This is a genomic window from Paenibacillus sp. FSL W8-0186, from assembly GCF_037969765.1.
In the GTDB taxonomy this organism is placed as follows: Bacteria; Bacillota; Bacilli; order Paenibacillales; family Paenibacillaceae; genus Fontibacillus; species Fontibacillus woosongensis.
Map to the genome: position 1 here is coordinate 4149435 of NZ_CP150207.1, position 22759 is coordinate 4172193.

Consider the following 22759-nt stretch of genomic DNA (forward strand, 5'->3'; position numbering starts at 1 on the left):
GAAAGACAGTCTTAATCTAAATCATGCTACGCTTCGCGATACCCAGCCGCGCTAACGAATCTGCGGAAGGCCTCGCGTCCGGCCGGCGTAGTCTTGAACACACCGGCATGCTCCAGAATAGCGGAGAATTTCAGCCCTACCTCATTACGGAGCAGCGCCTCGGCTTCTTCCGGGCTCATGCCGTGCCCATGCGCGGCAACAAGCTCCCGGATCCATTCGGTGTGAACTGCAAGCGCAGCCTCACGTCCTGCAAGAACTTCTTCATACAAACCTTGGTTCCCGCTTAGAATTTCCGCGATGCGGCCAAGCTCCTCCTTTAGCCGTCCAGGAAGAATCGCCAGTCCCATCACCTCGATCAGACCGATGTTCTCCTTCTTGATGTGGTGCATTTCCCGGTGCGGATGGAATATCCCTTCCGGATACTGCTCATTCGTCCGGTTATTGCGCAGCACGATATCCATTTCATAGCTGCCGTCCGCGCCGCGGCGTACGATCGGCGTAACCGTGTTATGCGGGACGGTTTGCCCGTTCTCTTCGGTGAATGCCAGCACCTCGGCTTCCGGATCGCTATAGCTTTGCCATTTTTCATACAAATCATCGGCAGCATCCAGCAGCAAATCAGGCTGGTGGCTGTTCAATCTCAGCACGGTCATCGGCCATTTCACGATGGAAGCCGTGACGCCTTCGAACGCTTCATGCCGGAATGCCGCTTCGGCCGGAGCCTTCTCCAGCGGGAACGTATGCCTGCCCCCCTGGAAATGGTCATGCGTCAGAATCGATCCGCCGACGATCGGCAAATCCGCATTGGAACCGATGAAATAATGAGGAAATTCCGCCGTGAAATCCAGCAGGCGCTTGAAGGTATTCCGCGTCAGCTTCATCGGCACATGATCATGATGGAAGACGATGCAGTGCTCGTTGTAGTATACGTAAGGCGAATACTGGAACAGCCACGGCTCATCGTTCAGCTCAAGCGGAATGACCCGCAGGTTTTGCCTTGCCGGATGATTGACCCGCCCGGCATAACCCACATTCTCACGGCATAGCTGGCATTTCGGATAGACCGGAGGAGGCAGCAGCTTGGCCATGGCAATCTCCTTCGGGCTTTTCTCCGGCTTCGATAAGTTGATCGTAATTTCCATCTCGCCGTAAGGCGTGGCCTGATTCCAGTAAATATTGTTCGCAACCCGGTCCATGCGAATGTAGTTGCTGTCCACTGCAAGGGCATAGAAATTTCGGGTTGCCGCCTCGATGCCTTCCTCGCGCGCGGTCTTCTTGAACGCAGCGATCGTCTCTGAAGGCCGGGCCATCAGCTGGCCCATGATTCTAGCGTCAAGCAAGTCGCGATACGTGTCGGATTCATCCGGAATAAGGCCAACCGCATAGCCATAATCGATCAAGATATCCAGCGGCTCGCGAAGCTCGCCGCCAGCAGGCTCCTCCAATTCCGTTATCCATGGCTCCTCCAGCCCGAACAGCTCTAGCAAGCGGTTGCGCGTATAATCCAGATCCCAATCATCAAACAATCGATGCCCAAGCCCATATTGCAGCAGCCGCTCTATCGCTTGCTGCGCTTCTTGCATAGTTCTTTCTTTCGCTGCCACAGTCCACCCACTCCTTACTTGAAATCGTCATAACCGCCCGGATGCGCACTGTGCCAAGCCCAAGCGCTGCGAATGATGTTATCCAGGCTGCTTCGCGTCGGCTGCCATTTTAGAACGGATCTCGCCTTATCTGATGAAGCGATCAGCACGCCCGGATCTCCGGCGCGGCGCGGGCTCATGACGACCTCGAAGTCGCGGCCGGTCACTTCACGAACCTGTTCGATCACTTCCTTAACCGAGAAGCCTTGTCCATTCCCCAGGTTGAAGATGTTGCTCTCTCCGCCTGCGATCAGATGCTCTACCGCAAGCAAATGCGCGTCCGCCAGATCGCTGACATGGATATAATCGCGGACGCATGTGCCGTCCGGCGTATTGTAATCGTCGCCGAAGACGGAAATCGAAGGCCGCTGTCCAAGCGCAGTCTGCAAAATCAGCGGGATGAGATGACTCTCCGGTCTGTGGTCTTCCCCGATTCGTCCGCTATCGTGCGCGCCCGCCGCGTTGAAATAACGAAGGGACACGTATTTAATGCCAAGCACCTTATCGAACCAGTCGATCATCCGCTCCATCATCAGCTTCGTCTCTCCGTACACGTTCGTTGGTTGCGTCAAGTCCGACTCCTCGATGGGTACCTTCTCAGGCTCCCCGTAAGTAGCGGCCGTGGAAGAGAATACGATGCGCCGCACATTGGCTGCATCCATAGCTTCCAGCAGGCAAAGCGTACCGTATACGTTGTTGTCATAATATTTCACTGGCTTCTGCATGCTCTCTCCGACCAGCGAGTTAGCCGCGAAGTGAATGACCGCTTCGATTTCGTTCTCGGCGAACAGCTTAGCCAGCAGCGCCTTGTCCCGCAGATCCCCCTCATACAGCTTGCCGCCTAGCAGCGCTTCGCGGTGGCCCGATTGCAGATTGTCGAGGACGACGACATCTTTTCCACGGTCCAGCAATTCTGCCACCGTATGTGATCCGATATACCCTGCTCCGCCAGTAACCAAAATAGCCATTTTAGTTCTCCTCCTTCATTTCATGTACTCCCTGCCCTACTCCACAAACATAAAATTCAGCTTCTAGACCGGTACGGCGCTGATAAGCCTCGCCAACCTGCTTGACGAAGTCATCTACGGCATCTTCATGTACAAGGGATACCGTACAGCCGCCGAAGCCCGCTCCAGTCATCCGCGACCCCAATGTCCCTTCAATGCGTCGCGCTTCCTCTACCAGGACATCCAGCTCCATGCAGCTCACCTCATACAAATCACGCAGAGAATCATGCGACGCATTCATGAGCTTGCCGAAATGCTGGAGATCGTTGTTGGTTAGCGCTTCTACGGATTCCAGCACACGAGCGTTCTCCAACACGACGTGCTTGGCACGGTCCAGCAGCACCTGGTCCGTAAATATCGTCTCCAGCTCCCCCAGGCGCTCCGGCTTCAAATGCGCCAGGTATTCCAGCCCCGGCTCATGAGCTTGCAGTTGACGCAGCGCTTCATCGCATTGCGAGCGGCGTTCATTGTATTTGGAGTCAACCAGACCTCTTCGTTTGTTCGTGTTCCCGATCACCAGCTTGTAGGCTCCAGTACGGAACGGTACCCGCTGATATTCCAGCGTATCACACATGAGCAGAATCGCATGATCCTTGGCGCCGTTCGCTACGGCGAACTGGTCCATGATGCCGCTGTTTACACCGACATAAAGATTTTCCGCGCGCTGGGACAGGCGGGCAATTTCCACGGTATCCGTCTCTTTGCCCTCCATGGTCAGCAGCGCAAATGCAGTGACGACTTCGATCGAAGCGGAAGAGGACAGACCCGCGCCGTTCGGTATTTCTCCATGGAACAGCAGGTCATAACCGCTAGTCAGCGTCGTGCCTAGCTTGCCCAGCTCCGCAATGACCCCCATCGGGTAGTCGACCCATTCCCCTGTTTTGGATTGCCCTAGCTCATTCGCCTCGAACTCCGCGGCATAAGGAAAATTTGCGGAAGCAAAGGTTACTTTCTGGTCAGGACGGCGGCGGATCGCCAGCGTCGTTCCGAATTCCAGCGCTGCCGGCAGAACGTAACCCCCGTTATAATCAATATGCTCGCCGATCAGGTTCACGCGTCCCGGCGCATTGAATACAAATATGCTCTCTTGGCTGCTCCCTTTCCGGGAGAGGAACATTTGTTCCATTTCCTGTTTGTTCAACATGCACACCCCATCTTCATGGAATATTCGGTTCTTGCTCTCAGTATAAAGACTTCGCGCCATTTTGATAATGTATGTATGCGAGGTTTGTATGGATAAATATGACCTTCCCAAGTAGAATATAAATAGAATGAAATGATCCGCCAAGCAAGAAGGAGGCTCCCCAATGCTGCTAGAAACCTACAGCGCTGCTGCTAACCCCGAAGTATTTGATGAGAGTGACCTGCACATTTTGTTTGCTGGCGAGAGCCAGACCAGACCGGATCACCGCGTCGGGCCGAAAGTTTATGACTATTATCTGCTCCATTTTGTCGAGGAGGGCAACGGAACCTTCCAAACGGAGTATTCCATATACGAGCTCCAGCCCGGAGACGGCTTTCTCATTCATCCGAATCAGTTGGTTAGCTATTCATCCGATACGGTGACACCATGGCGTTACCGCTGGATCGCTTTTACGGGGGCAAAGGTACCCTCGCTCCTGGAGCGTGCGGGTTTAACGCCCAAGCATCCCGTCATTCACGCCCCGGCGGACAGCCGTATTCCCGAGCTGCTCACGTCCGTGCTGCAGGAATTCCGCAGCAAGAAGCCGAGCTCGCATTTGCACTCTCTTGGCTGCCTGTATTTAATAATGGCCGAGGCGGAGGACTCTTATCTTAAGGAATCAACGCTTCCCTCCGGCGAGTCGGCCGTGCAAAAAATCGTCAAGCAGATGATTTACTATATTTCAAGCCAATATGCCCATCATGTATCCATTGAAGAAATGTGCGCAAGCCTGGGATATAACCGCGCTTATCTCTCACGCGTTTTCAAGAAAGAGACCGGGCTGACCCCCGTTACCTATTTGCTGAAGCTCAGAATCGACAAATCGCGGCAGCTGCTGCGCGAGCGGCCTGAGCTGTCCATCGAACAGATTTCTTCCTCTGTCGGCCTTAACGATGCGCTCTACTTCTCGCGGCAGTTCCGCCGGTTTTACGGACAATCGCCAAGCGAGTACCGGAGAAACGCCTCTGGAAAATAACCGGAGCCCGCTTCCCTATAAGCAGGGAAACGGGCTCTTTCTATAGGTACGGACAAAATTAATGCTCGCCGTGGTTATGAAGGATCGTTTCGATCCGGTTCAATTCCTCGTCGGTGAACTCAAGCTTGCTTAGCGCCTGAACGTTCTCTTCAATTTGACTCACCCGGCTTGCGCCGATCAGCGCAGATGTGACCTTGCCTCCGCGGAGCACCCATGCGAGTGCAAATTGGGCGAGGCTCTGCCCCCGTGCTGCCGCCATCTGATTCAGTGCGCGTACTTTACGCAGCATCTCAGGCGTGATTTGCGACTCCTGCAGAGCGCCGGTTGGGTTCTTCGCACGGGAATCCTCCGGAATGCCGTTCAAATATTTGTTTGTGAGCAGCCCCTGAGCCAATGGACAAAAGGCGATGCTGCCAACCCCATTCTCCTCCAGAACGTCCTGCAGGCCATTCTCGATCCAGCGATCCAGCAGCGAATAATTCGGCTGGTGGATGAGCAGCGGCGTGCCCAGCTGCTTGAGGATGGAGACCGCTTCCTTCGTCTGCTCCGCTGAATAGCTCGATATGCCCACGTACAGCGCCTTACCGGAGCGAACGATGTGATCCAGCGCCATCATCGTCTCCTCTAGCGGGGTCTCCGGATCAAAGCGATGGGAATAGAAAATATCTACATAATCAAGGCCCATCCGCTTCAGGCTTTGATCGAGGCTGGAAATTAAGTATTTGCGGGATCCCCACTCCCCATAAGGTCCTGGCCACATATAGTAGCCGGCTTTGGAGGAGATCACCAATTCATCCCGATAGGGTGCCAGGTCTTTCTTGAGCACAGTACCGAACATTTCTTCCGCCGAACCCGGGGGCGGGCCGTAATTGTTGGCCAAATCAAAATGGGTAATGCCCAAATCAAAAGCTCTGCGAATCATCTCGCGTCCGTTCTCAAACGTATCTACACCACCGAAGTTATGCCATAATCCAAGCGATATGGCCGGAAGCTTAAGGCCCGAACGACCCACACGGTTATATATCATTGACTCGTACCGGTCTTCACTAGCAATATATGCCATTTAGTTCCCTACCTTCCTGCTGTAATTTTCTTTCGAAAAATATCATATCTCGTTCAAAACCCTTTGGCAAGAAGGAAGAAACCGTTTTCGGCATCGTGGCAAACCCTTCAGCTCCCGGCTTTAAGCAGCGATTCCACCTGCCCGAGCACCGCGCCAATCGGCTCGGCAATCAGCAAATCGGCCTGGTTATCGTAAGCTGTCGGCGATGCATTCAACAGCACTGTCCGTTGTCCCCGAAAATACGTGACCAGGTGAGCCGCCGGCTGAACGGTCAGTGAAGTGCCGCCGATCAGCAGCAGATCCGCTTCGCTAATTGCCTCAACTGTCCTTTCGATCACCTGCGTATCCAGGTTCTCCCCGTACAATACAACATCGGGTTTGACAGTCCCGCCGCAAGTCTCGCATTTGGGCACAGGATCGCCCGTACTCATCACTTCCTCCAGGCTATGGAACCTCCCGCAGTCCATGCAATAGTTCCGGTGGATGGAACCGTGCAGCTCCAGCACGCTGCGGCTGCCTGCCTTTTGATGCAGGCCGTCGATATTTTGGGTAATAACCGCATCCAGCTTGCCTTCGTCCTCCAGCCAGGCCAAGCAACGATGAGCCTGATTCGGCTCGGCATGCAGATGGATCATCTTCGTTTTGTAAAAATCATAGAATACCTCCGGATGGCGGTCAAAAAACGGCCGGCTCAAAATTTCCTCCGGGGAATACGGCGAAGCTTTCTCCTGCTGATAAATGCCCGCTGCAGAACGAAAATCGGGTATTCCGCTTTCTGTAGAAATGCCCGCCCCGCCAAAAAATACGATTCTCCGCCCCTCCTTCACCCAGGACGCGAGCTTCTCGATTTTGCTTAATGTCATTGCTTTCATGCCTCCTCCAGCACTTTCATTTCCATAAAACTGCGGATAACCGCATCTGCATCCAGCAGATACGATTCTCCTCCGCCGTCCGGAGCTAATCCAACCGTCATCCGCACCCCAGCCTGCTTGCCCATCTGCATATCCCCGTTGCTGTCGCCCACGACGACCGCATGCTCAGGGGATACGCCAAGCTCGCGGCAAGCAAGCACAGCCATTTCGGGAAAAGGTTTGCCAAGGCTCACCCGATCCCTGCCGACAATAACGTCGAAATACCGCTCGATTCCCATCCAGCTCAAATGCTCGCTCGCCGCCTCCGTCGTATCTGACGTGACAACAGCAAGTCGTATTCCCTGCGATTGGCAAGCCTCCAGTAAAGCTGCGAGCCCTGGCATCGGTCTGGCGTTTCTGCGCTTTCTCAGCTCAATCATCGCCGACGAGCTGAACTGCCTAACCTGAATCAGCGCTTCGTTCCAGGGAACTCCCGCCGCATACAGCTGCCAGGCGAGCAGCGCGGTGACCTCTTCCTCGCTCCCCATCGCCAGCGGCCCGGTCTTATCATAATCCTCGATCTGCTGCCGCTCATCCAGCTTGAGCCCCAGCAGCGCTGCTCTGCTGTCGATCCGCCGCGCCCCCAGCAATTCCAAATGGCTGTCCAGCAAATCCAGCAGCGTCATCGCCCATTCTCCCCAGAGGGCCATGAAATCCAGCAAGGTTCCGTCCTTATCGAATAATATCGCCTGGCATGGCACCCTGCGTCCGCCTGCCTGAACAATCGCCATAGTCATTCCTCCCGGTTTCATCGTTCGCTTTATGCAGCCCTCGTACAGCTTACTCACATTACCGCTATTGTATATGATTCAATACTTTGCCACAAATGCGCGGACTGACAGCGTTTTCTATTGTGATAATTATCACGTGTGCTGATCTTCAAAAAGAGTACCTTTATTACAGAGACCGTATACTTAAAATTTTGAATGATTGAAAGGCTTGAGGAGGCTGTCAGCATGAAGACGAACATCATCCCATCGAATCCGCGCGGAGAGGCATTTTTTCTCAACCTGCGCTTTTTACTGATCATTTGCGTCTTCATCGGCAATGCCATCGAGCCGCTGATCCAAGACATAGACGCCATGCATGCTCTATATGTATGGATTTTTACTTTTCATATGCCGCTGTTCGTATTCGTCACCGGTTACTTCGCCAAAACCAATCTGCTCGGCCTGCCCGGCCGCAGGCTGATGCTGCAAATCAGCCTCCAGTACGTGATCTTTCAAAGCCTGTATTCGATACTGGACGTTGCCGTATTTAAGGTACAGAACATCCACCATTCCTTCTTTGCCCCGTACCTGCTGCTCTGGTTCCTAGCCAGTCATCTGTGCTGGCGCGTACTGCTGACCGTCATGAACAAATGGATGCCCCGCCAGCAGCTGGCGGTATCGCTTGCTCTGGGCGTGCTCGTTGGATATTTGCAAGTAGATGGAGTATGGCTCAGCTTGTCGCGGACCTTTGTGTACTTGCCTTTCTTTATTGCCGGTTATCATTTTTCATTTGCCTATTTGGAGAAATTCTTCACTCCTTTGGCCCGTGCGATTATTATGTCATTTGCCGGTGTTATGCTGGTCGCCGTCGTTTTATGGGGGCAGCTCATCGATGCCGGATGGCTGTACGGCAGCATGACGTACGGGCAGCTCGGTCATGACGAATGGTATGCCGGGGCCTACCGGCTGGCTCTTTACGCCCTGCAGCTGCTGGCAGGAATCGCCTTTCTGTCTTTCGTGCCCTTGCGGGTGAGCAGGCTGACCGATCTGGGACGGCGCACCTTGTATGTGTTCCTCCTGCATGGATTCATTATCCGCTTTGCGGCAGCCTCTCCTTTATATGATCGCATTACGAATACGGCAGCTTCCGCCATGCTTATTGTCGGGGCTATCTTCCTGACCCTTGTGCTCAGCCATCCCCTTGTACGCAAATGGACGTCGCCGGTCATTGAACCGCCGGTGCAATGGCTGCTGAAGTTGGAGCGCCGGGCATTCCGCCCCTTCCGTACAGTCAGCAAGCATTGACCAGCCGAATCAGCAGCATTGAAGAATATTGCCAATTTTAGAGCCATTTGGCTCTTTTTTTGGTTTCTGGCGTTTCAAACTAACTGACTGTGGTAAATAAATCATACGCAAAACAATATTTTTCGCATAAGGAGTTGATTGGAAATGGCACGCGGAAACGGCAAAATGAGCCGTCAAGAAGCCGGTCGCTTGGGAGGACAGGCCACCTCCAAAAACCACGGCAAGGAGTTCTACCAGGAAATCGGGCAAAAAGGCGGAGAAGCTACTTCCAGAAGCCACAGCAAGGAATTCTATCAAGAGATCGGCCAAAAGGGCGGAGAAGCCACCTCCGAGAAGCACGATAAGGAGTTCTACCGCCGTATAGGACGCATGGGCGGGGAAGCCCGTAACAACATTAACAATAAATAAGGATGGAAAACCATCCGTTTGCAAGGAAGAGTTCCAGATTAGACTGGGGCTCTTTTTTTAATCAAAAACCTTTCTTCCAATCCTTATCAAGCGCTAGAAAAAGCCGAATACATATGATAGACTTTAGAGAAAACCTTTAGCGGTGTAAAGTTCCAAAATCACAATATACATTTTATGGGGGGATAGGCAACCATGACTGCCAAGAAAATGCGTTCAGATATGATCAAAAAAGGCTTCGACCGCGCGCCTCACCGCAGTTTGCTGCGGGCTGCAGGCGTAAAGGACGAGGATTTCGGTAAACCGTTCATCGCCGTATGTAACTCCTATATTGATATCGTTCCTGGCCATGTGCATTTGCAGGAATTCGGTAAAATCGTCAAAGAAGCGATCCGCGAAGCTGGCGGCGTACCTTTTGAATTCAACACCATCGGTGTCGATGATGGTATTGCGATGGGGCACATCGGGATGCGTTATTCCCTGCCGAGCCGGGAAATCATTGCCGACTCCCTGGAAACCGTTGTTTCCGCCCACTGGTTCGACGGAATGGTCTGCATCCCGAACTGTGACAAGATCACGCCAGGGATGATGATGGGCGCGCTTCGCGTGAACATCCCGACTGTATTCGTCAGCGGCGGACCGATGAAAGCCGGCGTAGACAGCAAAGGACGCAAACTGTCCTTGACTTCTGTCTTCGAAGGCGTAGGGGCTTATCAAGCGGGCAAGATCGACGATGCTGACCTGCTTGAGCTTGAACAATACGGCTGTCCGACTTGCGGCTCCTGCTCCGGTATGTTCACGGCCAACTCTATGAACTGTCTCGCCGAAGCGCTGGGACTGGCCATGCCGGGCAACGGTACGATTCTCGCGGTTGACGAAGCGCGGAAGGATTTCGTAAGACAATCCGCCCGTCAATTGATGGAGCTGATCAAGCTTGATCTTAAACCACGTGATATCGTAACGAAAGAATCGATCGACAACGCCTTCGCGCTTGATATGGCTATGGGTGGATCAACCAATACAGTGCTGCACACCTTGGCTTTGGCTCAGGAAGCAGGCATCGATTACCCGCTGGAGCGTATCAACGAGGTGGCCAACCGTGTCCCTCATATTTCGAAGCTGGCTCCGGCATCCGACCACTTCATCGAAGACGTTCACCGGGCTGGCGGCGTAAGTGCCGTAATCAACGAGCTGTTGAAGAAGCCTGGAGCGATCCATGGCGGCCAAATGACCGTAACGGGCAAGACGCTTGCCGAGAACGTGGCCGGCAGCGAGGTCCATGACCGTGAAGTTATCCGTTCCATCGACAACCCGCATTCCGAGAAAGGCGGCCTCGCCATTCTGTACGGCAACCTTGCACCTGAAGGTTCCGTAATCAAGGTCGGTGCGGTTGATCCTTCGGTTGGCGGATACCATAAAGGCCCTGCCATCTGCTTCGACTCGCAGGAGCAAGCGCTGGAAGGCATCGCAAATGGCAAGGTCAAGGAAGGCCATGTCGTCGTCATTCGCTATGAAGGGCCAAAAGGCGGACCAGGTATGCCGGAAATGCTTGCTCCAACCTCGCAAATTGCCGGTATGGGCCTTGGCGCAAAAGTCGGCCTCATTACGGACGGCCGCTTCTCTGGAGCTTCCCGCGGCATCAGTATCGGCCATATTTCTCCGGAAGCAGCCGAAGGCGGACCAATCGCTTTCGTAGAAGATGGAGATATCATCGAGCTGGATCTGAATAACCGCAAAATCGAGCTTCATGTTTCCGATGAGGAAATGGCCCGTCGCCGTGCGAACTGGAAAGGCTTCGAGCCGAAGGTGAAGACTGGTTACCTTGCCCGCTATTCCAAGCTCGTTACCAACGCGAGCAACGGCGGAGTTATGAAAATTTAATTGAAATCATCTTCATATGCATAGAAAGGGGCGGTTCCACATCTTCATGTGGAACCGCCCTTTAGTGTTAGGACTAACACGGCTGCGTTGCGCTTAAAGCAGTCTCCTCGGGCTCCGCGCTCTCCTGGTCGGAGGCGATCTCACCGCTCTCTTTGCCAGAGAAACGGCGATGCGACCCATCCTCAGAGTATTTATCAAGCAAGAGCTCCATTGGCATTACGATAAGCTTAGGTATCAGTTCATGGGAGGAACGCTGCTTGAGGCGATCCCCGCCGGAAGGATGAATGACGCTCATCAGAAATTTCAAGTACAGGCGCGTCGAGCGGGCGAAGAAGCTGTCCGGCAGATCGGTTACCGTAAACCCGAACTGCTCCGGCCCGCGGTTGATCATGCTTACGCCATACAGGGCCTTGACATCCATTAATTCCGGATGGGTCTGAACATATTGCGCAAGCTCGGGAAGCGTCTTCTCGACGCCGCGGATCATTTGGATGGCGATTTGTACGGACGTTCTCGAGCGAGAGCCAATTTCGAACAGCCGCTTATTGTCGAAATGAAGCTCCAATACCCGATCGCCGTTTGCAAGCTCTATATCGCCATTCATCATCACCGGCTCTCCCCGGTATGGGCGAATGCGGAAATGAAAGATCGGTTCTTCCTTATTTGTTGTTCTCAGCTGGAAGACAAAATGAAAAAGTCTCTCCCACAGCAGCCATAACGAGACAACAATACGTTTACCGAAGGAAAGGCTTGCCTTCTGCTTCGAAGTTTCCTTTGGCGCGGCTGCCATGCTTTTTTGACCGCGGGACTCGCGTTTCACCGCTTCGCTCCGCTGGATCATATCGTCAATCCGGATCGTGCCGATTCCCTGCTTCTCGGCTACCTGCAGTACTCTTTCCAGCGCTTTCAGCATTTCCATAGGGGCTTGCGCATTCGCTCCGAGCGTATTTCCGCAATCATGCAGCAGAAATACTTCGCCGCCCCTCAGCTTCTTCAGCATGCGCTCCGTTAATCGATCTGCACCCAGGCGCTGGCGCCAATCGCCAAACATCGACGACCAGAGCACAATCTGCGTCTCGTTGCGTCTGGCGAAGTCGAACAAATTGACGATTCCCCAAGGCGGACGGTAGTAATGCGTATTACTGCCGATAATGTCATGGATAATTTTATTCGTTCGTTGAATCTGCTTCTTAACCGCTGCCGGTCCCATTAGCCAGTTCGTCTTATGAACATAATTATGAATGCCAATCAAATGGCCTTCTTCATGCATTCGCTTGATCAAATGCGGGTACTTCTCCGCATTCGAGCCGACAACAAAAAAAGTGGCTTTCGCTCCGTATTTCTTTAGCAAATCAAGCAGCTGCGACGTATATACCGGGTCCGGACCGTCATCGAAGGTTAGAGCAAACTCATTCATCCCGATCCCTCGCCTGAATACGCGAAAACCGAACAACCGCGTAATCAAACCGGGTATAAAAGCGTATAGTGTTGAAATATAAAATAACCACAGCAGCAAAGTCTCCATGTTTTTTCCCCACTTTTCTATCTCATTCACTGACTTTGGCGGGCCCTAAGGCTTTTAGTGTATCCCTTTTATTTTATCATATTAACTCCAAATTTAGGGTCTTAAATTTCATGAATTCTTGCTGCCAGTAGATCCATCACTCTGCGGAACAGTTCAGTAGCTTGATGTGGCGCGCCTGGGCTTCGATTCTCCACAAGAACAGCCACTGCGTAACGGGGCTGCTTGGCCGGCCCGTATCCGATAAACCACTGATGATTGGCCGGCCTCCCGGCTGAGACAGTTTGCGCAGTTCCTGACTTGCCGGCCAGATGCCACTGGGCATTCTGCAAGGCTTGCCCTGTCCCATGACTTACGACTTCCTTCATCCAGCCGCGGAGTATTCTTGCCGTAGCCGGGGAAATAGCCCCGTATTTGGATGGAGCGGACTGGGGAGGAAGTTCAAGCATTCGGACGCCATTTTTAAAATAAATATCCTGGACTAGCCGCGGCGCCGCGACTTTCCCATCATGGAGCAAGGTTACCACCAGGTTGGCAGCCTGCAAAGGTGACACCAGCACATCGCGTTGACCTAAAGCTGTTTGTGCCCTCGTTCCCCCATCAGGACTACCCCCTTTGGCGAACACGACTCCAGCCTCTTCTTGATCGATCTGCCTTAACGCCAGACCTTCGCGAAAAGAAGGGCTCTGCCAACCGACCATGCGTCCGAGCCCCAATTTGTCCGCGGTACGTCCGATGCTGTCGGCCGTCAATCTCTCGCCTAACTCGGCAAACACGATATTGCAAGATTGGGCAAAAGCTTCCTTGAGCGTAATCATGCCATGCCCTCCTTCCTTCCAGCAAGAAAGACCGTATTTGCCGTAATGTCCCGTACAATGAAATTTTTCTCCCGGTGAAGCTACCCCCTCTTCCAACGCCGCTGCAGCGATGACCGTCTTAAAGATCGAACCCGGTACCGCAGCCTTCACCGCATGGTTGCTCCAACTGCCCTGCTCCAAATCGATTTGCCGGGGATTAAAAAAAGGACGCGATACCATAGCCACGACATCTCCCTGCGCCGCATCCAGGACAACGATTGCTCCTTCACGGATTCCCATCTGCTCGGTCAAATCTTCTAAATGCTGCTGAATCGTCCGATCCACAGTCGTGCGGACAGACAGCGGATAATAACGGTCATTAGCCGTTGTTAAACGCATTCCCAGACCGGATATCGGTCTTTTCTGTCCATCTACGGTATAGGCGGCCCGGGTAGATCCGACGCCGCGCAGAAACTGGTCAAAGGTGCGTTCCAGTCCCGACGCTCCAACCTGCAGCGATAAAGGAAGCCCCCGGCTATTCGTTTGCCCATAGAGACTGCGGATATAATCCGGTCGCTGCGAAACATATCCGAGCCATTGTTTTCCCGATTTATCTTCCAAATAGCGCTGCATGTAAGGGAGAATCCTAAACCCGCTAACCTGGCTCCATCGCTCCGCCTCATGCTCAGCCAGCACGAGCGGTGCTTGCCCTTCCGGGCTTTTCCATATGAACGGATATTGAAGCCTGCTCCATTTCCCTTCCAACTCAGCCGCCGTAACCCCAAGCAAGTCAGCCACACCATGTATTTGACTTGTATCCGGCAAGTGTTTGAGCGGAAATAAGACGGGAACCCAAACCGTCTTCCCTGTCAGTGGTTCGCCATGCCGATCCAAGAATTGTCCTCTTCCTGGATCCAATTCTATTCCTTCCTCCCGCTGGCGCACGGCCAATTCATTCATCGTCATCCCAGACGCGCTAATGGCCTTATTGGCCGAAGCGATCTGAATCCAGACCATGCGAACTGCATATATAAGAAGCATCAGCATAAAACCTATTAGAATATAAAATATGCGTCTTTTGCGAAGTAATGTCATCGTCCTCCACCTTTCCGTCTTCACATTATTTCCTGGGAAAAGCAGATTCACACTTTCAGGGTAATCTGGCTTGGTGAGCTGATAGAATTTCGCCATGAAATGAAAAAAAACGCCATGCGGCGTTATAAACGGACAACTAAAAACCCAACTGAGTCAAAGGGTTCAGTCGGGCTTGTTCACATTAGTTATTCAAAAAATATTTCGACGATCTCAATATCTCTCTCCCGTGCCAAGTCTCTGAAGAAATCATCCACCTTAACAAGAGGTTTAAAAATATCGGTGGGGTTATTATACACAATCGTTGCATTTTCCCCATTGCTTAATTGCACCCGCTTGCCAATAAAGTTTGGCAGAAGGTTTTGAGTCAAGGCTTGGACTGCCCTTTCGTTTAGTTTTCCGAATCCAAGCTCATACACTTTCCGCAGCACAGTGATTAAACTATCATGCGGTTGCCGCCTAGGCGAAGTCGTCATTTCGACATATGCGTTGGCAACGGCTACAATTTGCGAATATGGATGTATTTCAGTTCTTCCGGTTCCCATTGGGTATCCGGAGCCGTCTTCATATTCGTGATGCTGGAGAGCAGCAAGTGCAATCGTCTTATTGTCCTTGATCGATTCCCGGATAATTTCGTAGCCATAGTGGGTATGGCGCCTCATTTCCTCCAGTTCTTCGCCCTGCAACTCGGTTTTGTTTTTTATAGATTGGCGCACACGGCTTTTGCCGATATCGTGCAAATATCCTGCTTTACTGATCTCATGGCACTCTTCTCTGGAGTATCCGAGCCAGGTAGCTATGTAATAAGACAGCAGTCCAACCTGCAGGGAATGATTATAAATGTTCACGTCGTCATTGCTGAGCATGTACAGCAGAGTTGTAATATTTTTGCGGTCATCCAGCGCCTCCAAAGTCGGCAGCAGTTGTTCGTCAACCATGGATTGATTGAATTTACCCGTCGTTAACGCTTCAAGGAAAATGGCCTGAAAAGCTTGAATCGTCTTATCGAAGTTTTTTCGCAATTCCTGGCTGAATCCTATACTGTCTGCGACATTTGAAGAGTAAGCCTCTTCGCTCCCCCTGTCACGCGGATCGATGTCGACATAATCAATGCTCTGGCGAATTAATAAGGCAATTTCCTCGGTTTGGATAACCGTACCTTTAGGCAATATGTGAAGCCCAGCGCCATTAAAAGTATCTTCCCTTAATCTGTCTCCGGCCTTAAGCTCCATAACATGAGTTTTCATAGAAAAGACCCTCCCTTCGTATCTAATCTGTTACACCTTATTTATAATATCGAAAGCTAAAGTCATTAATTAAATAGTGCTAAGGGCTATATCAAAAAGCAATTGTTATAATACTATAGCCTAACCATGATCTAGGCCTTTTGGATCATTATCTAAATTTTAAAATAAAAAAGAGGCGGAGATTTCTCTCCACCTCAATCTTGAAACACGGTCCGTTAATCCCGGCTCGCCAGTTTTGCCAACAGCCGAACGATCTCGATATAAAGCCATACTAAGGTAACCATTAATCCGAACGCAGCGTACCATTCCATATATTTTGGAGCGCCTTGATTAGCGCCATTCTCGATGAAATCGAAATCAAGTACGAGATTCAGAGCGGCCACGATAACGATAACGACGGATATTCCGATTCCGATCCAATTGCTCTCATGCAGATAAGGAATCGATATTCCAAAAAACCCTAGGACAAAGCTCAGCAAATATACAAGCGCAATGCCGCCTGTAGCCGCAAACACGCCCAGCTTGAAGTTCTCCGTCGCTTTAATCAGCCTTGATTTGTAAGCCAGCAGCAAGGCGACAAAGACGCCCATCGTCAGCAGTGCGGCCTGCAACGTGATCCCGCGCTGCACATTTTCGAAAATCGCAGAAATCGCGCCTAGAAACAACCCTTCGAGAACGCCATAAATCGGTACGAGAAACGGAGCTGTCGTCGGCTTGAAGCTAATGATAAGAGCCAGAACGAGGCCCCCTATCGCCCCGCCGATAGCGTAAGGCATCACGTTCTGCCCGTTGAAATGCATGGACCAGGATGCAAATGCGCCACCTAAGAGTACCGCAAGTGTAATAAATACTTTGTTGACCGTACCTTCAATCGTCATTGCATCCTGTCCGGAATGATATCCGATTTGATCGAATGTTTTGTCATTCAATGTCGGATTGCCGCTGCGACCTATCAACCTACAATCACCTCAGATAAGATTTTATAATCATACTAACATATACTCCAATTTTGTCCATATTAGTACGCCTATATTTTTCTTTAGGTTATACCGTAAACTTCGACAAGGATTCCTTCAAGCCAGTGGATACATTCTCAAGTTTGCCGGACAGGTTGACAAGTTGATCGCCGACGTTCTGCTGCTCGCTACTTAAGGAAGCAACCTCCTCCGAAGTCGCGGACGATTGCTGCGCTACCGCGCTGACGTTGCTCATCGCCTCAGACAATACGGATTGCGATTGATTCAACTCGTCGATCGATGCTGTTACCGAATCCAGATGCTGCACGAAACCTTCCATTTGCTCCTGAACGGATACAAAGATTTGGCTTGTTTCCTTCACAGATTTGATTTGATCCTGGAACAGCGGGCTTGCTTCCGACAAGGCCTCGACAGTCTCGTTCATTTCCTTCTGAATGTTGTCTGTGATTTCCCCTACCATCGTGATGGATTGTCTGGACTGATCAGCCAGCTGGCGGATTTCGTCTGCTACAACCATAAATCCGCGCCCTGCAGCTCCGGCCCGGGCCGCTTCAATCGTGGCGTTCAGAGACAGGATGTTCGTTTGCTGCGTAATGTTCTGCATAACATCGAGTACCTTCATCACGGAGGATGTACTGGATTTCAGCGCTTCGACCTTCTCGGTTAGCGCATTGACCATTTCACCCGTAACGCTTGTCTTCTGCAGCAGCTCGTTCAAGTACTCCGTACCCTGCTGGCTGGATCTTTCCACCTGACGTGCGGACGTTTCCATCTCTTTATTCGCGGAGATAACATGCTCCATTTGCCGCGAAATGTTCTCCGTCAGCTCATTGCCCCGCTCTGCTTCATTGGCCAGGCTTGTTGCCCCATTGGCAATTTCCTCAGTTGCAATTGCGATTTCTTTAGCGGAAATAGCCGTTTTATTCGAAGCCTGCGTTAGTTCAGCCGCTGTATCCAGCACATCCTGTGCGGAGCTGTTCGTTTGCTTGACCAGCTCTGTAATCTGCTCCATCATGACGTTGAAGCTCGCGGTCAGCATCCCGATTTCATCCTTGGATTTCGGCTTCATCCGGACATTCAGGTTCCCTTTCGCGCCTTCCTCCATCAAATTCTTAAGCTCAACCAGCGGACGGCCGATCATTCTGACCATCCACATGCCAATCAGGATCGCAATGGCAGCTACGACAGCCAGCGAGATGAACGTAGTCACCAGAATACCTCTGGCATCCTTGGTAAGTTGATCCGTAGGCAGCACGCCCATCAGCGTCCAGCCTGAATTTTGCTGTGTATTGTACACGGCCAGCACCGTTCTGCCCTGCGCATTTTTGATGCGTGTGCTTCCTGGGGCTCCGTCTTCCTTCTTCTGAATAGTAAATTCGGATTGCTGTCCGTTCTCTCCTTCAGCCGAAGAACCAACGATCATGTTATCAGCCGTGAGCATTTGGACTTTAGAGCCGTTGCCAAGGTTAAGCTCCTGCAAATATCCGTTTAGAATTTCCAGGTTAATATCCGCCACGAGAATGAATCGTTTCATGCTGCTTACGCTTTGCACGGATCTGACCAATCTGAAGATCTGCGTTCCGCTTGCATTCTCATTGGAAGCCGTAATCCATTTCACCTGAGACGTATTCGCCATGTCCTCGAACCAGGATTCGCTGCGAATATTGTTGATGAAATTGTTGTCCGCACTTCCCGACGTTACCGGGCCGATCAGATCCTCTTCCCCTGGAACCATGTATACCGCAACAACGCCTTTGCTTGAGAAGGTCATGGAGTTCAGACGGTTTCTCATTTGGTTAGAAGTTGTGAAGCGGTCATAATCTGATGTAGTAGTAAGCGAGGCATCCCGGATTGCTTTCTGCATTTCATCGTCAAGGAATACCTGCTGCAAAGTCTCTTCGTATTTCTGGAAAATGATATCCAGCTTCTGCGAAGTTTGCACGATGGTTTGTTGGCTTGCTGTTTCAGCATTCTTCTCAATCGTGTTTTTGGCCATTGTATAGGATAGAATTCCTATCGCAAGTACAAAGGACATAATGGCAATGAAGAAAATAAGAAACAAACGGATGCCTACCGATCTTGACGGATTGAAGTCTTTCGGAAGGTTCTCGATTGCAGAACTGAATTTCTTCTTCCAGCCCCCGCCTGCTTTATTTTTAGGCTGTGCTGCATCCGTACCTTTCTTTGTCTCTTTCTTGTTGTCTTTAGCTTGGTTCTCCTTCTTTGGAACCAATTTCATGTTGATCACCCACCGCTCATAATAATTAACCCCACGAAAGTAGGACTCGAGGTCATGCTACAAACCTCATAAATTTTTCCTCTGTTGCTTGTTAATATTCGACAAAAAACCACCTTTTCCTTTTTATTATCGGTAAAAATCTCCTATGAGTTTAACGTTCTGCCAAAAAAGTTAAAATGACAGTAAGGAAAACGTCTTACCGAGGTCTTGCCCAAAGGGACCAGACTGCGGTTGTTTACCGCTTTTCTTGCATTTTCAGGTTCTCAAGCCACTGAAATCTATGCTTCTGAACACCAAAAAAAGAGTCTTTAGTCCTACTCGGACAAAGACTCTTTTTTTGATATTTTATCCCACTATTTCCTTTTTCTCATCATATCGAAATAGGCTACAGGGTGATCTACTTTCATTTTGATTCTTTGCAGCGGGTGGCGTGCCGCATCGAGCTCGTTGCCTTCCTCGTCCCAAATCGTTCCGACGGTTTGCTTGAAGAAGGTTCCGTTCGGACCGAAGAATTCGACTTCCTGGCCTGGCTTGAAGTAGTTGCGCTGCTGGATAACTGCCGTGCCTTCAGCCGGATCATATTCCATGACAAGTCCAGCGAAGTCGTACGGCACCGCCTTCTCCTCCGGCTCGTAAATATGATCCTCGTGATCCGGCGTATCGTAGAAGAAGCCCGTATTCAGCGGACGATTTGCCGCTTTATTGATTTCCTCCAGCCATTCCGGTTTTAATACATAGTTATCCGGGTCGGCCATATACGAGTCGATCGCCTGGCGATAGACGTTGACTACGGTGGCCACGTAATGGATCGACTTCATTCGCCCTTCGATCTTAAAGCTGTCGATGCCGACATCGATCAGGTCAGGAATGTGGGCAATCATGCACATATCTTTAGAGCCCATCGTAAATGGATTATCCTCCTCCTGGAAGAGCGGAAGCGGTTTAACCCCTGTCTTGGGCGTCTGCCCTGCCTGTGCCATAGCCAATTCCTCTTCCGATGCCCAAACTTCCTCGCCCGGTCCATCCTCGAACAAATCGTATTTCCAGCGGCAGGACTGGCAGCAGCCTCCGCGGTTGGAGTCCCGGTCCGTGAAATGGTTGGACAATACACATCTTCCGGAAAAGGATGAACACATGGCTCCATGGATGAAGGATTCAATCTCGATGTCCACATGCTTCTTGATTTCCTGGATTTCTTCCATGCTGGTTTCCCGGCCCAATACGACCCGCGGCAAACCCTCTTCCTTCCAAAACTTCACCGCCTGCCAGTTGATCGTAGATTGCTGGGTGCTAAGATGCACCTCTAGTCCCGGAGCTACACGGCGCGCCGTATCAATAATGATCGGGTCAGCAGCAATGATCGCGCTGATTCCTGCAGCTTCCAGGTTGCGCAAATACTCTTCGATTCCCTCGATATCCTCATTATGCGCATAAATATTCGTAGCCACAAATACCTTAGCTCCGTATTTCTTTGCGAACTCCACGCCCTCGCGCATCTCTTCAAAACTGAAATTATCCGCGTTCGAACGAAGACCGTATTTCTGTCCCCCGATATATACTGCGTCCGCTCCATAATGGATGGCAAATTTCAGCTTCTCCAAGTTTCCTGCCGGAGCCAGCAGCTCAGGCTTATCCAAGCGATAGCGTTTCCCGGTATATTTCGGCTGATGTTTCTGTGCCGTTTGCATCCTCGTTCACCTCTTGCCTTTATTAATATACTTGCTCTTTGTAGAAGAAGCCAAATGAAAGCTCACGCTCGGGATCCTGAACTTCCCGAATTGCATCCAGCCATTCTTCATTGAATTCATAGTCGTCCGGATTGCTAAAATAGCTGTCGACCGCCTTCCGGTAAGCCTTAATAACCGTCGTATTGTAATTGACGTCTTTCAGCAAAGTTTCAATTTTGAAGCTGTTCACACCCGCAGCCATTAGATGATGCAGGTCCTCCAATATGCAAATATCATCCGAGCTCATAATATGCGTGCCATTCGTATCCTCAAAAATCGGAAATTTCTCTCCAGGACGCTCCGCTTCGACAAGGAACAATCCCCGCTCTTTGCCCAATTCGTCTTTGCCATGCTCCAGCGTTCTTCCCTGATGCTTCAAATAACTGTCCACCAGACGGCGTTTGGAATGATAAATATTCGTCATGCCGTGAACCTGTACCTCGGAATCAAGTTTGAGGTGAGGCTGCATTTCCGTGATTTCATCCATATTGAGCTCGCGGGCCAGCACGACGCGCGATGCCCCTTTGCTCCCCCAATAATTCGCCGTTGCATAGTTCGTGGAGGTCATCTCCGCATTCCAGTGGAGCTTTAAATTCAACCCCATGGATCTTACCGCCTGCAGTACCGCAGGATCCCCGAATTGGATGCCATCTACTCCGGCCTGTTCCAGCCGCTGCAAATAGAGCGGAAGCTCCGCCAGCAGCTCATTGCTAATAATATTTGTTACGCTGGCATAAATTTTAGCGCTGCGGGCGTGAGCCAGCTTCACGGCCTCTGCGATTTCATCTACGGCCATAATGCCGGGCAGCCTCATTCCGTATTTCTCTTCCCCGATTAACGCAGCGTTGGCTCCGGCTTCCAGATAGCCTTCCAGCTCCGCCAAAGAACCTGCCGGGACCAGCAGCTCCGGTTTGTTTCCCATATTCAACCACCTTCGTTATTTAGCTGTTTCTTTGCTTTTTTTAATATTCTGCAGATGCTCCGCATACGTCTTCGCAAATAAATGCTCGCCGCTGCCGTCTTTTTTGGTGACATAAAATAAATAATCCGATTTCTCCGGCTCCAGCGCGGCTTCGATCGATTTCAAGCTGGGTGCCGCGATCGGCCCCGGAGGAAGCCCCTTGTACATATAGGTATTGTAAGGGCTGTCCACGCTCTGTAAATCCTTGTACAGCAGCCGTTCCTTCGGCTTATCAAGCAAGTACTGAACCGTTGCATCGATTTCCAGCTTCATATCCTTGGCGATGCGGTTATAAATTACTCCTGCCACCAGGGCCCGCTCACTGTCCGCAACGACCTCGCGCTCCACTAGGGAAGCGACCGTCATCAACTGGTTGAAATCCAGTCCCCGGGCCTTCAGCTTCTGGTCAAAATTAGGAATGCTCTTGATTCGTTTATCCGTTTCCTGCAGCATCCTGGCAATGATATCCGTCTCCGTGCTTCCTTTCTCCAATTCGTAGGTTTCCGGAAACAAATATCCCTCCAAGCGATAATTCAGCACCGCCGACGCCGGAACACCGGCAAGAACGGCGCCATCGATCCCCTGAGGCTCTTTGGTCAGCTCCAAAAACGCTTCTTTATCCACATAACCTGCATCGGCGAGCTTGTCGGCCATTTGCCTGACGGTGTAACCCTCAGGTATGGTAAAGCGAATCATCTCGGCTTTGACCACGTCCCCGCTGTTTAGCTTTTGGATGATTTCGTCATACGTCACGCCCGGCTGCATTTCATATATGCCCGCTTGGAAGCGGCTGCCCTGCGAATTCCACTTTAAATAAGTTTTGAACATAAAAGAGTTTTTGATCAGACCTTGATCTTCCAAAATCTTCGCAATCGAAGCCGTTCCCGTTCCGGGTGCGATCGTAATCTGGACGGGCTGCTCCGACCGGTTCACGGGCTGCATTTCCATATAGCCGTACGCAGCCAGCGCGCCTGCGCCTATGAGCATGATAAGCAATAAGGAAAGTAGCCACTTCCATACCTTTTTCAATCAATCAACTCCCTTAACAGCCAAAAAGGGCGGTATCCGCCCTTCTCAGACTTATCTATAAAAATGACTGGCTTCACAGAAGAG

The 22759-nt window shown here is 51.3% G+C and carries 18 protein-coding genes; 4 read left to right on the forward strand and 14 right to left on the reverse strand.

Going from position 1 to position 22759, the window contains the following annotated elements:
* Positions 1-26 precede the first annotated feature (26 nt).
* The 3 genes from MKX50_RS18515 to MKX50_RS18525 are packed head-to-tail and all read right to left on the reverse strand — an operon-like array spanning position 27 to position 3791.
* The gene (locus MKX50_RS18515; RefSeq protein ID WP_339160186.1) at positions 27-1583 is read right to left on the reverse strand and encodes a UDP-glucose--hexose-1-phosphate uridylyltransferase; all 1557 of its coding nucleotides are present in this window, start codon (positions 1581-1583) and stop codon (positions 27-29) included.
* 35 nt (positions 1584-1618) lie between these two features.
* Positions 1619-2611 carry a UDP-glucose 4-epimerase GalE gene (gene galE / locus MKX50_RS18520; RefSeq protein ID WP_213589658.1) on the reverse strand — a complete coding sequence of 331 codons (993 nt, stop codon included), beginning with the start codon at positions 2609-2611 and terminating at the stop codon, positions 1619-1621.
* 1 nt (position 2612) lies between these two features.
* The gene (locus MKX50_RS18525; RefSeq protein WP_339160189.1) at positions 2613-3791 is read right to left on the reverse strand and encodes a galactokinase; all 1179 of its coding nucleotides are present in this window, start codon (positions 3789-3791) and stop codon (positions 2613-2615) included.
* A gap of 166 nt (positions 3792-3957) precedes the next feature.
* Between MKX50_RS18525 and MKX50_RS18530 the strand changes: the two genes are divergently transcribed.
* Positions 3958-4809, forward strand: a complete 852-nt coding sequence (locus MKX50_RS18530) for an AraC family transcriptional regulator (protein ID WP_213589656.1) — start codon at positions 3958-3960, stop codon at positions 4807-4809.
* 58 nt (positions 4810-4867) lie between these two features.
* Here the strand turns inward: MKX50_RS18530 and mgrA are convergent, their stop codons facing one another.
* The 3 genes from mgrA to MKX50_RS18545 all read right to left on the reverse strand — a co-directional run bounded on the left by mgrA (position 4868) and on the right by MKX50_RS18545 (position 7514).
* A complete protein-coding gene (mgrA, locus tag MKX50_RS18535; protein WP_213589654.1) occupies positions 4868-5872 on the reverse strand; it encodes an L-glyceraldehyde 3-phosphate reductase in 1005 nt (334 codons plus the stop codon).
* 107 nt (positions 5873-5979) lie between these two features.
* A complete protein-coding gene (locus MKX50_RS18540; RefSeq protein ID WP_339157553.1) occupies positions 5980-6735 on the reverse strand; it encodes an NAD-dependent protein deacylase in 756 nt (251 codons plus the stop codon).
* A gap of 5 nt (positions 6736-6740) precedes the next feature.
* Entirely contained in the window at positions 6741-7514 is a 774-nt protein-coding gene (locus MKX50_RS18545; RefSeq protein ID WP_213589650.1) for an HAD family hydrolase, read from the reverse strand.
* Positions 7515-7739: 225 nt separating this feature from the next.
* Here MKX50_RS18545 and MKX50_RS18550 point away from each other — a divergent pair, with 225 nt between their 5' ends.
* The 3 genes from MKX50_RS18550 (at position 7740) to ilvD (ending at position 11084) form a co-directional block, all read left to right on the forward strand.
* Positions 7740-8798 (forward strand): acyltransferase family protein, encoded by a 1059-nt coding sequence (locus tag MKX50_RS18550; RefSeq protein ID WP_339157554.1) that lies wholly within the window; start codon positions 7740-7742, stop codon positions 8796-8798.
* Between the two features lie 144 nt (positions 8799-8942).
* Positions 8943-9206: a general stress protein gene (locus MKX50_RS18555; RefSeq protein ID WP_213589646.1), complete on the forward strand. Its 264-nt coding sequence runs from the start codon at positions 8943-8945 to the stop codon at positions 9204-9206.
* Positions 9207-9398: 192 nt separating this feature from the next.
* Entirely contained in the window at positions 9399-11084 is a 1686-nt protein-coding gene (ilvD, locus tag MKX50_RS18560) for a dihydroxy-acid dehydratase (protein WP_339157555.1), read from the forward strand.
* A gap of 73 nt (positions 11085-11157) precedes the next feature.
* Here the strand turns inward: ilvD and MKX50_RS18565 are convergent, their stop codons facing one another.
* The 8 genes from MKX50_RS18565 to mltG all read right to left on the reverse strand — a co-directional run bounded on the left by MKX50_RS18565 (position 11158) and on the right by mltG (position 22675).
* Positions 11158-12609 carry a polysaccharide deacetylase family protein gene (locus tag MKX50_RS18565; RefSeq protein WP_213589643.1) on the reverse strand — a complete coding sequence of 484 codons (1452 nt, stop codon included), beginning with the start codon at positions 12607-12609 and terminating at the stop codon, positions 11158-11160.
* A 101-nt stretch (positions 12610-12710) separates the two neighbouring features.
* Positions 12711-14498 (reverse strand): penicillin-binding transpeptidase domain-containing protein, encoded by a 1788-nt coding sequence (locus tag MKX50_RS18570; RefSeq protein ID WP_339157556.1) that lies wholly within the window; start codon positions 14496-14498, stop codon positions 12711-12713.
* 185 nt (positions 14499-14683) lie between these two features.
* Positions 14684-15742: an HD domain-containing phosphohydrolase gene (locus tag MKX50_RS18575; protein WP_339157557.1), complete on the reverse strand. Its 1059-nt coding sequence runs from the start codon at positions 15740-15742 to the stop codon at positions 14684-14686.
* Between the two features lie 215 nt (positions 15743-15957).
* Positions 15958-16698 carry a Bax inhibitor-1/YccA family protein gene (locus tag MKX50_RS18580; protein WP_339157558.1) on the reverse strand — a complete coding sequence of 247 codons (741 nt, stop codon included), beginning with the start codon at positions 16696-16698 and terminating at the stop codon, positions 15958-15960.
* An 88-nt stretch (positions 16699-16786) separates the two neighbouring features.
* The gene (locus MKX50_RS18585; RefSeq protein WP_339157559.1) at positions 16787-18958 is read right to left on the reverse strand and encodes a methyl-accepting chemotaxis protein; all 2172 of its coding nucleotides are present in this window, start codon (positions 18956-18958) and stop codon (positions 16787-16789) included.
* 353 nt (positions 18959-19311) lie between these two features.
* Positions 19312-20646, reverse strand: a complete 1335-nt coding sequence (locus MKX50_RS18590) for a U32 family peptidase (protein ID WP_339157560.1) — start codon at positions 20644-20646, stop codon at positions 19312-19314.
* A gap of 22 nt (positions 20647-20668) precedes the next feature.
* Positions 20669-21607 (reverse strand): peptidase U32 family protein, encoded by a 939-nt coding sequence (locus MKX50_RS18595; RefSeq protein ID WP_213589618.1) that lies wholly within the window; start codon positions 21605-21607, stop codon positions 20669-20671.
* A gap of 15 nt (positions 21608-21622) precedes the next feature.
* The gene (mltG, locus tag MKX50_RS18600; protein ID WP_339157561.1) at positions 21623-22675 is read right to left on the reverse strand and encodes an endolytic transglycosylase MltG; all 1053 of its coding nucleotides are present in this window, start codon (positions 22673-22675) and stop codon (positions 21623-21625) included.
* Positions 22676-22759: the final 84 nt, after the last annotated feature.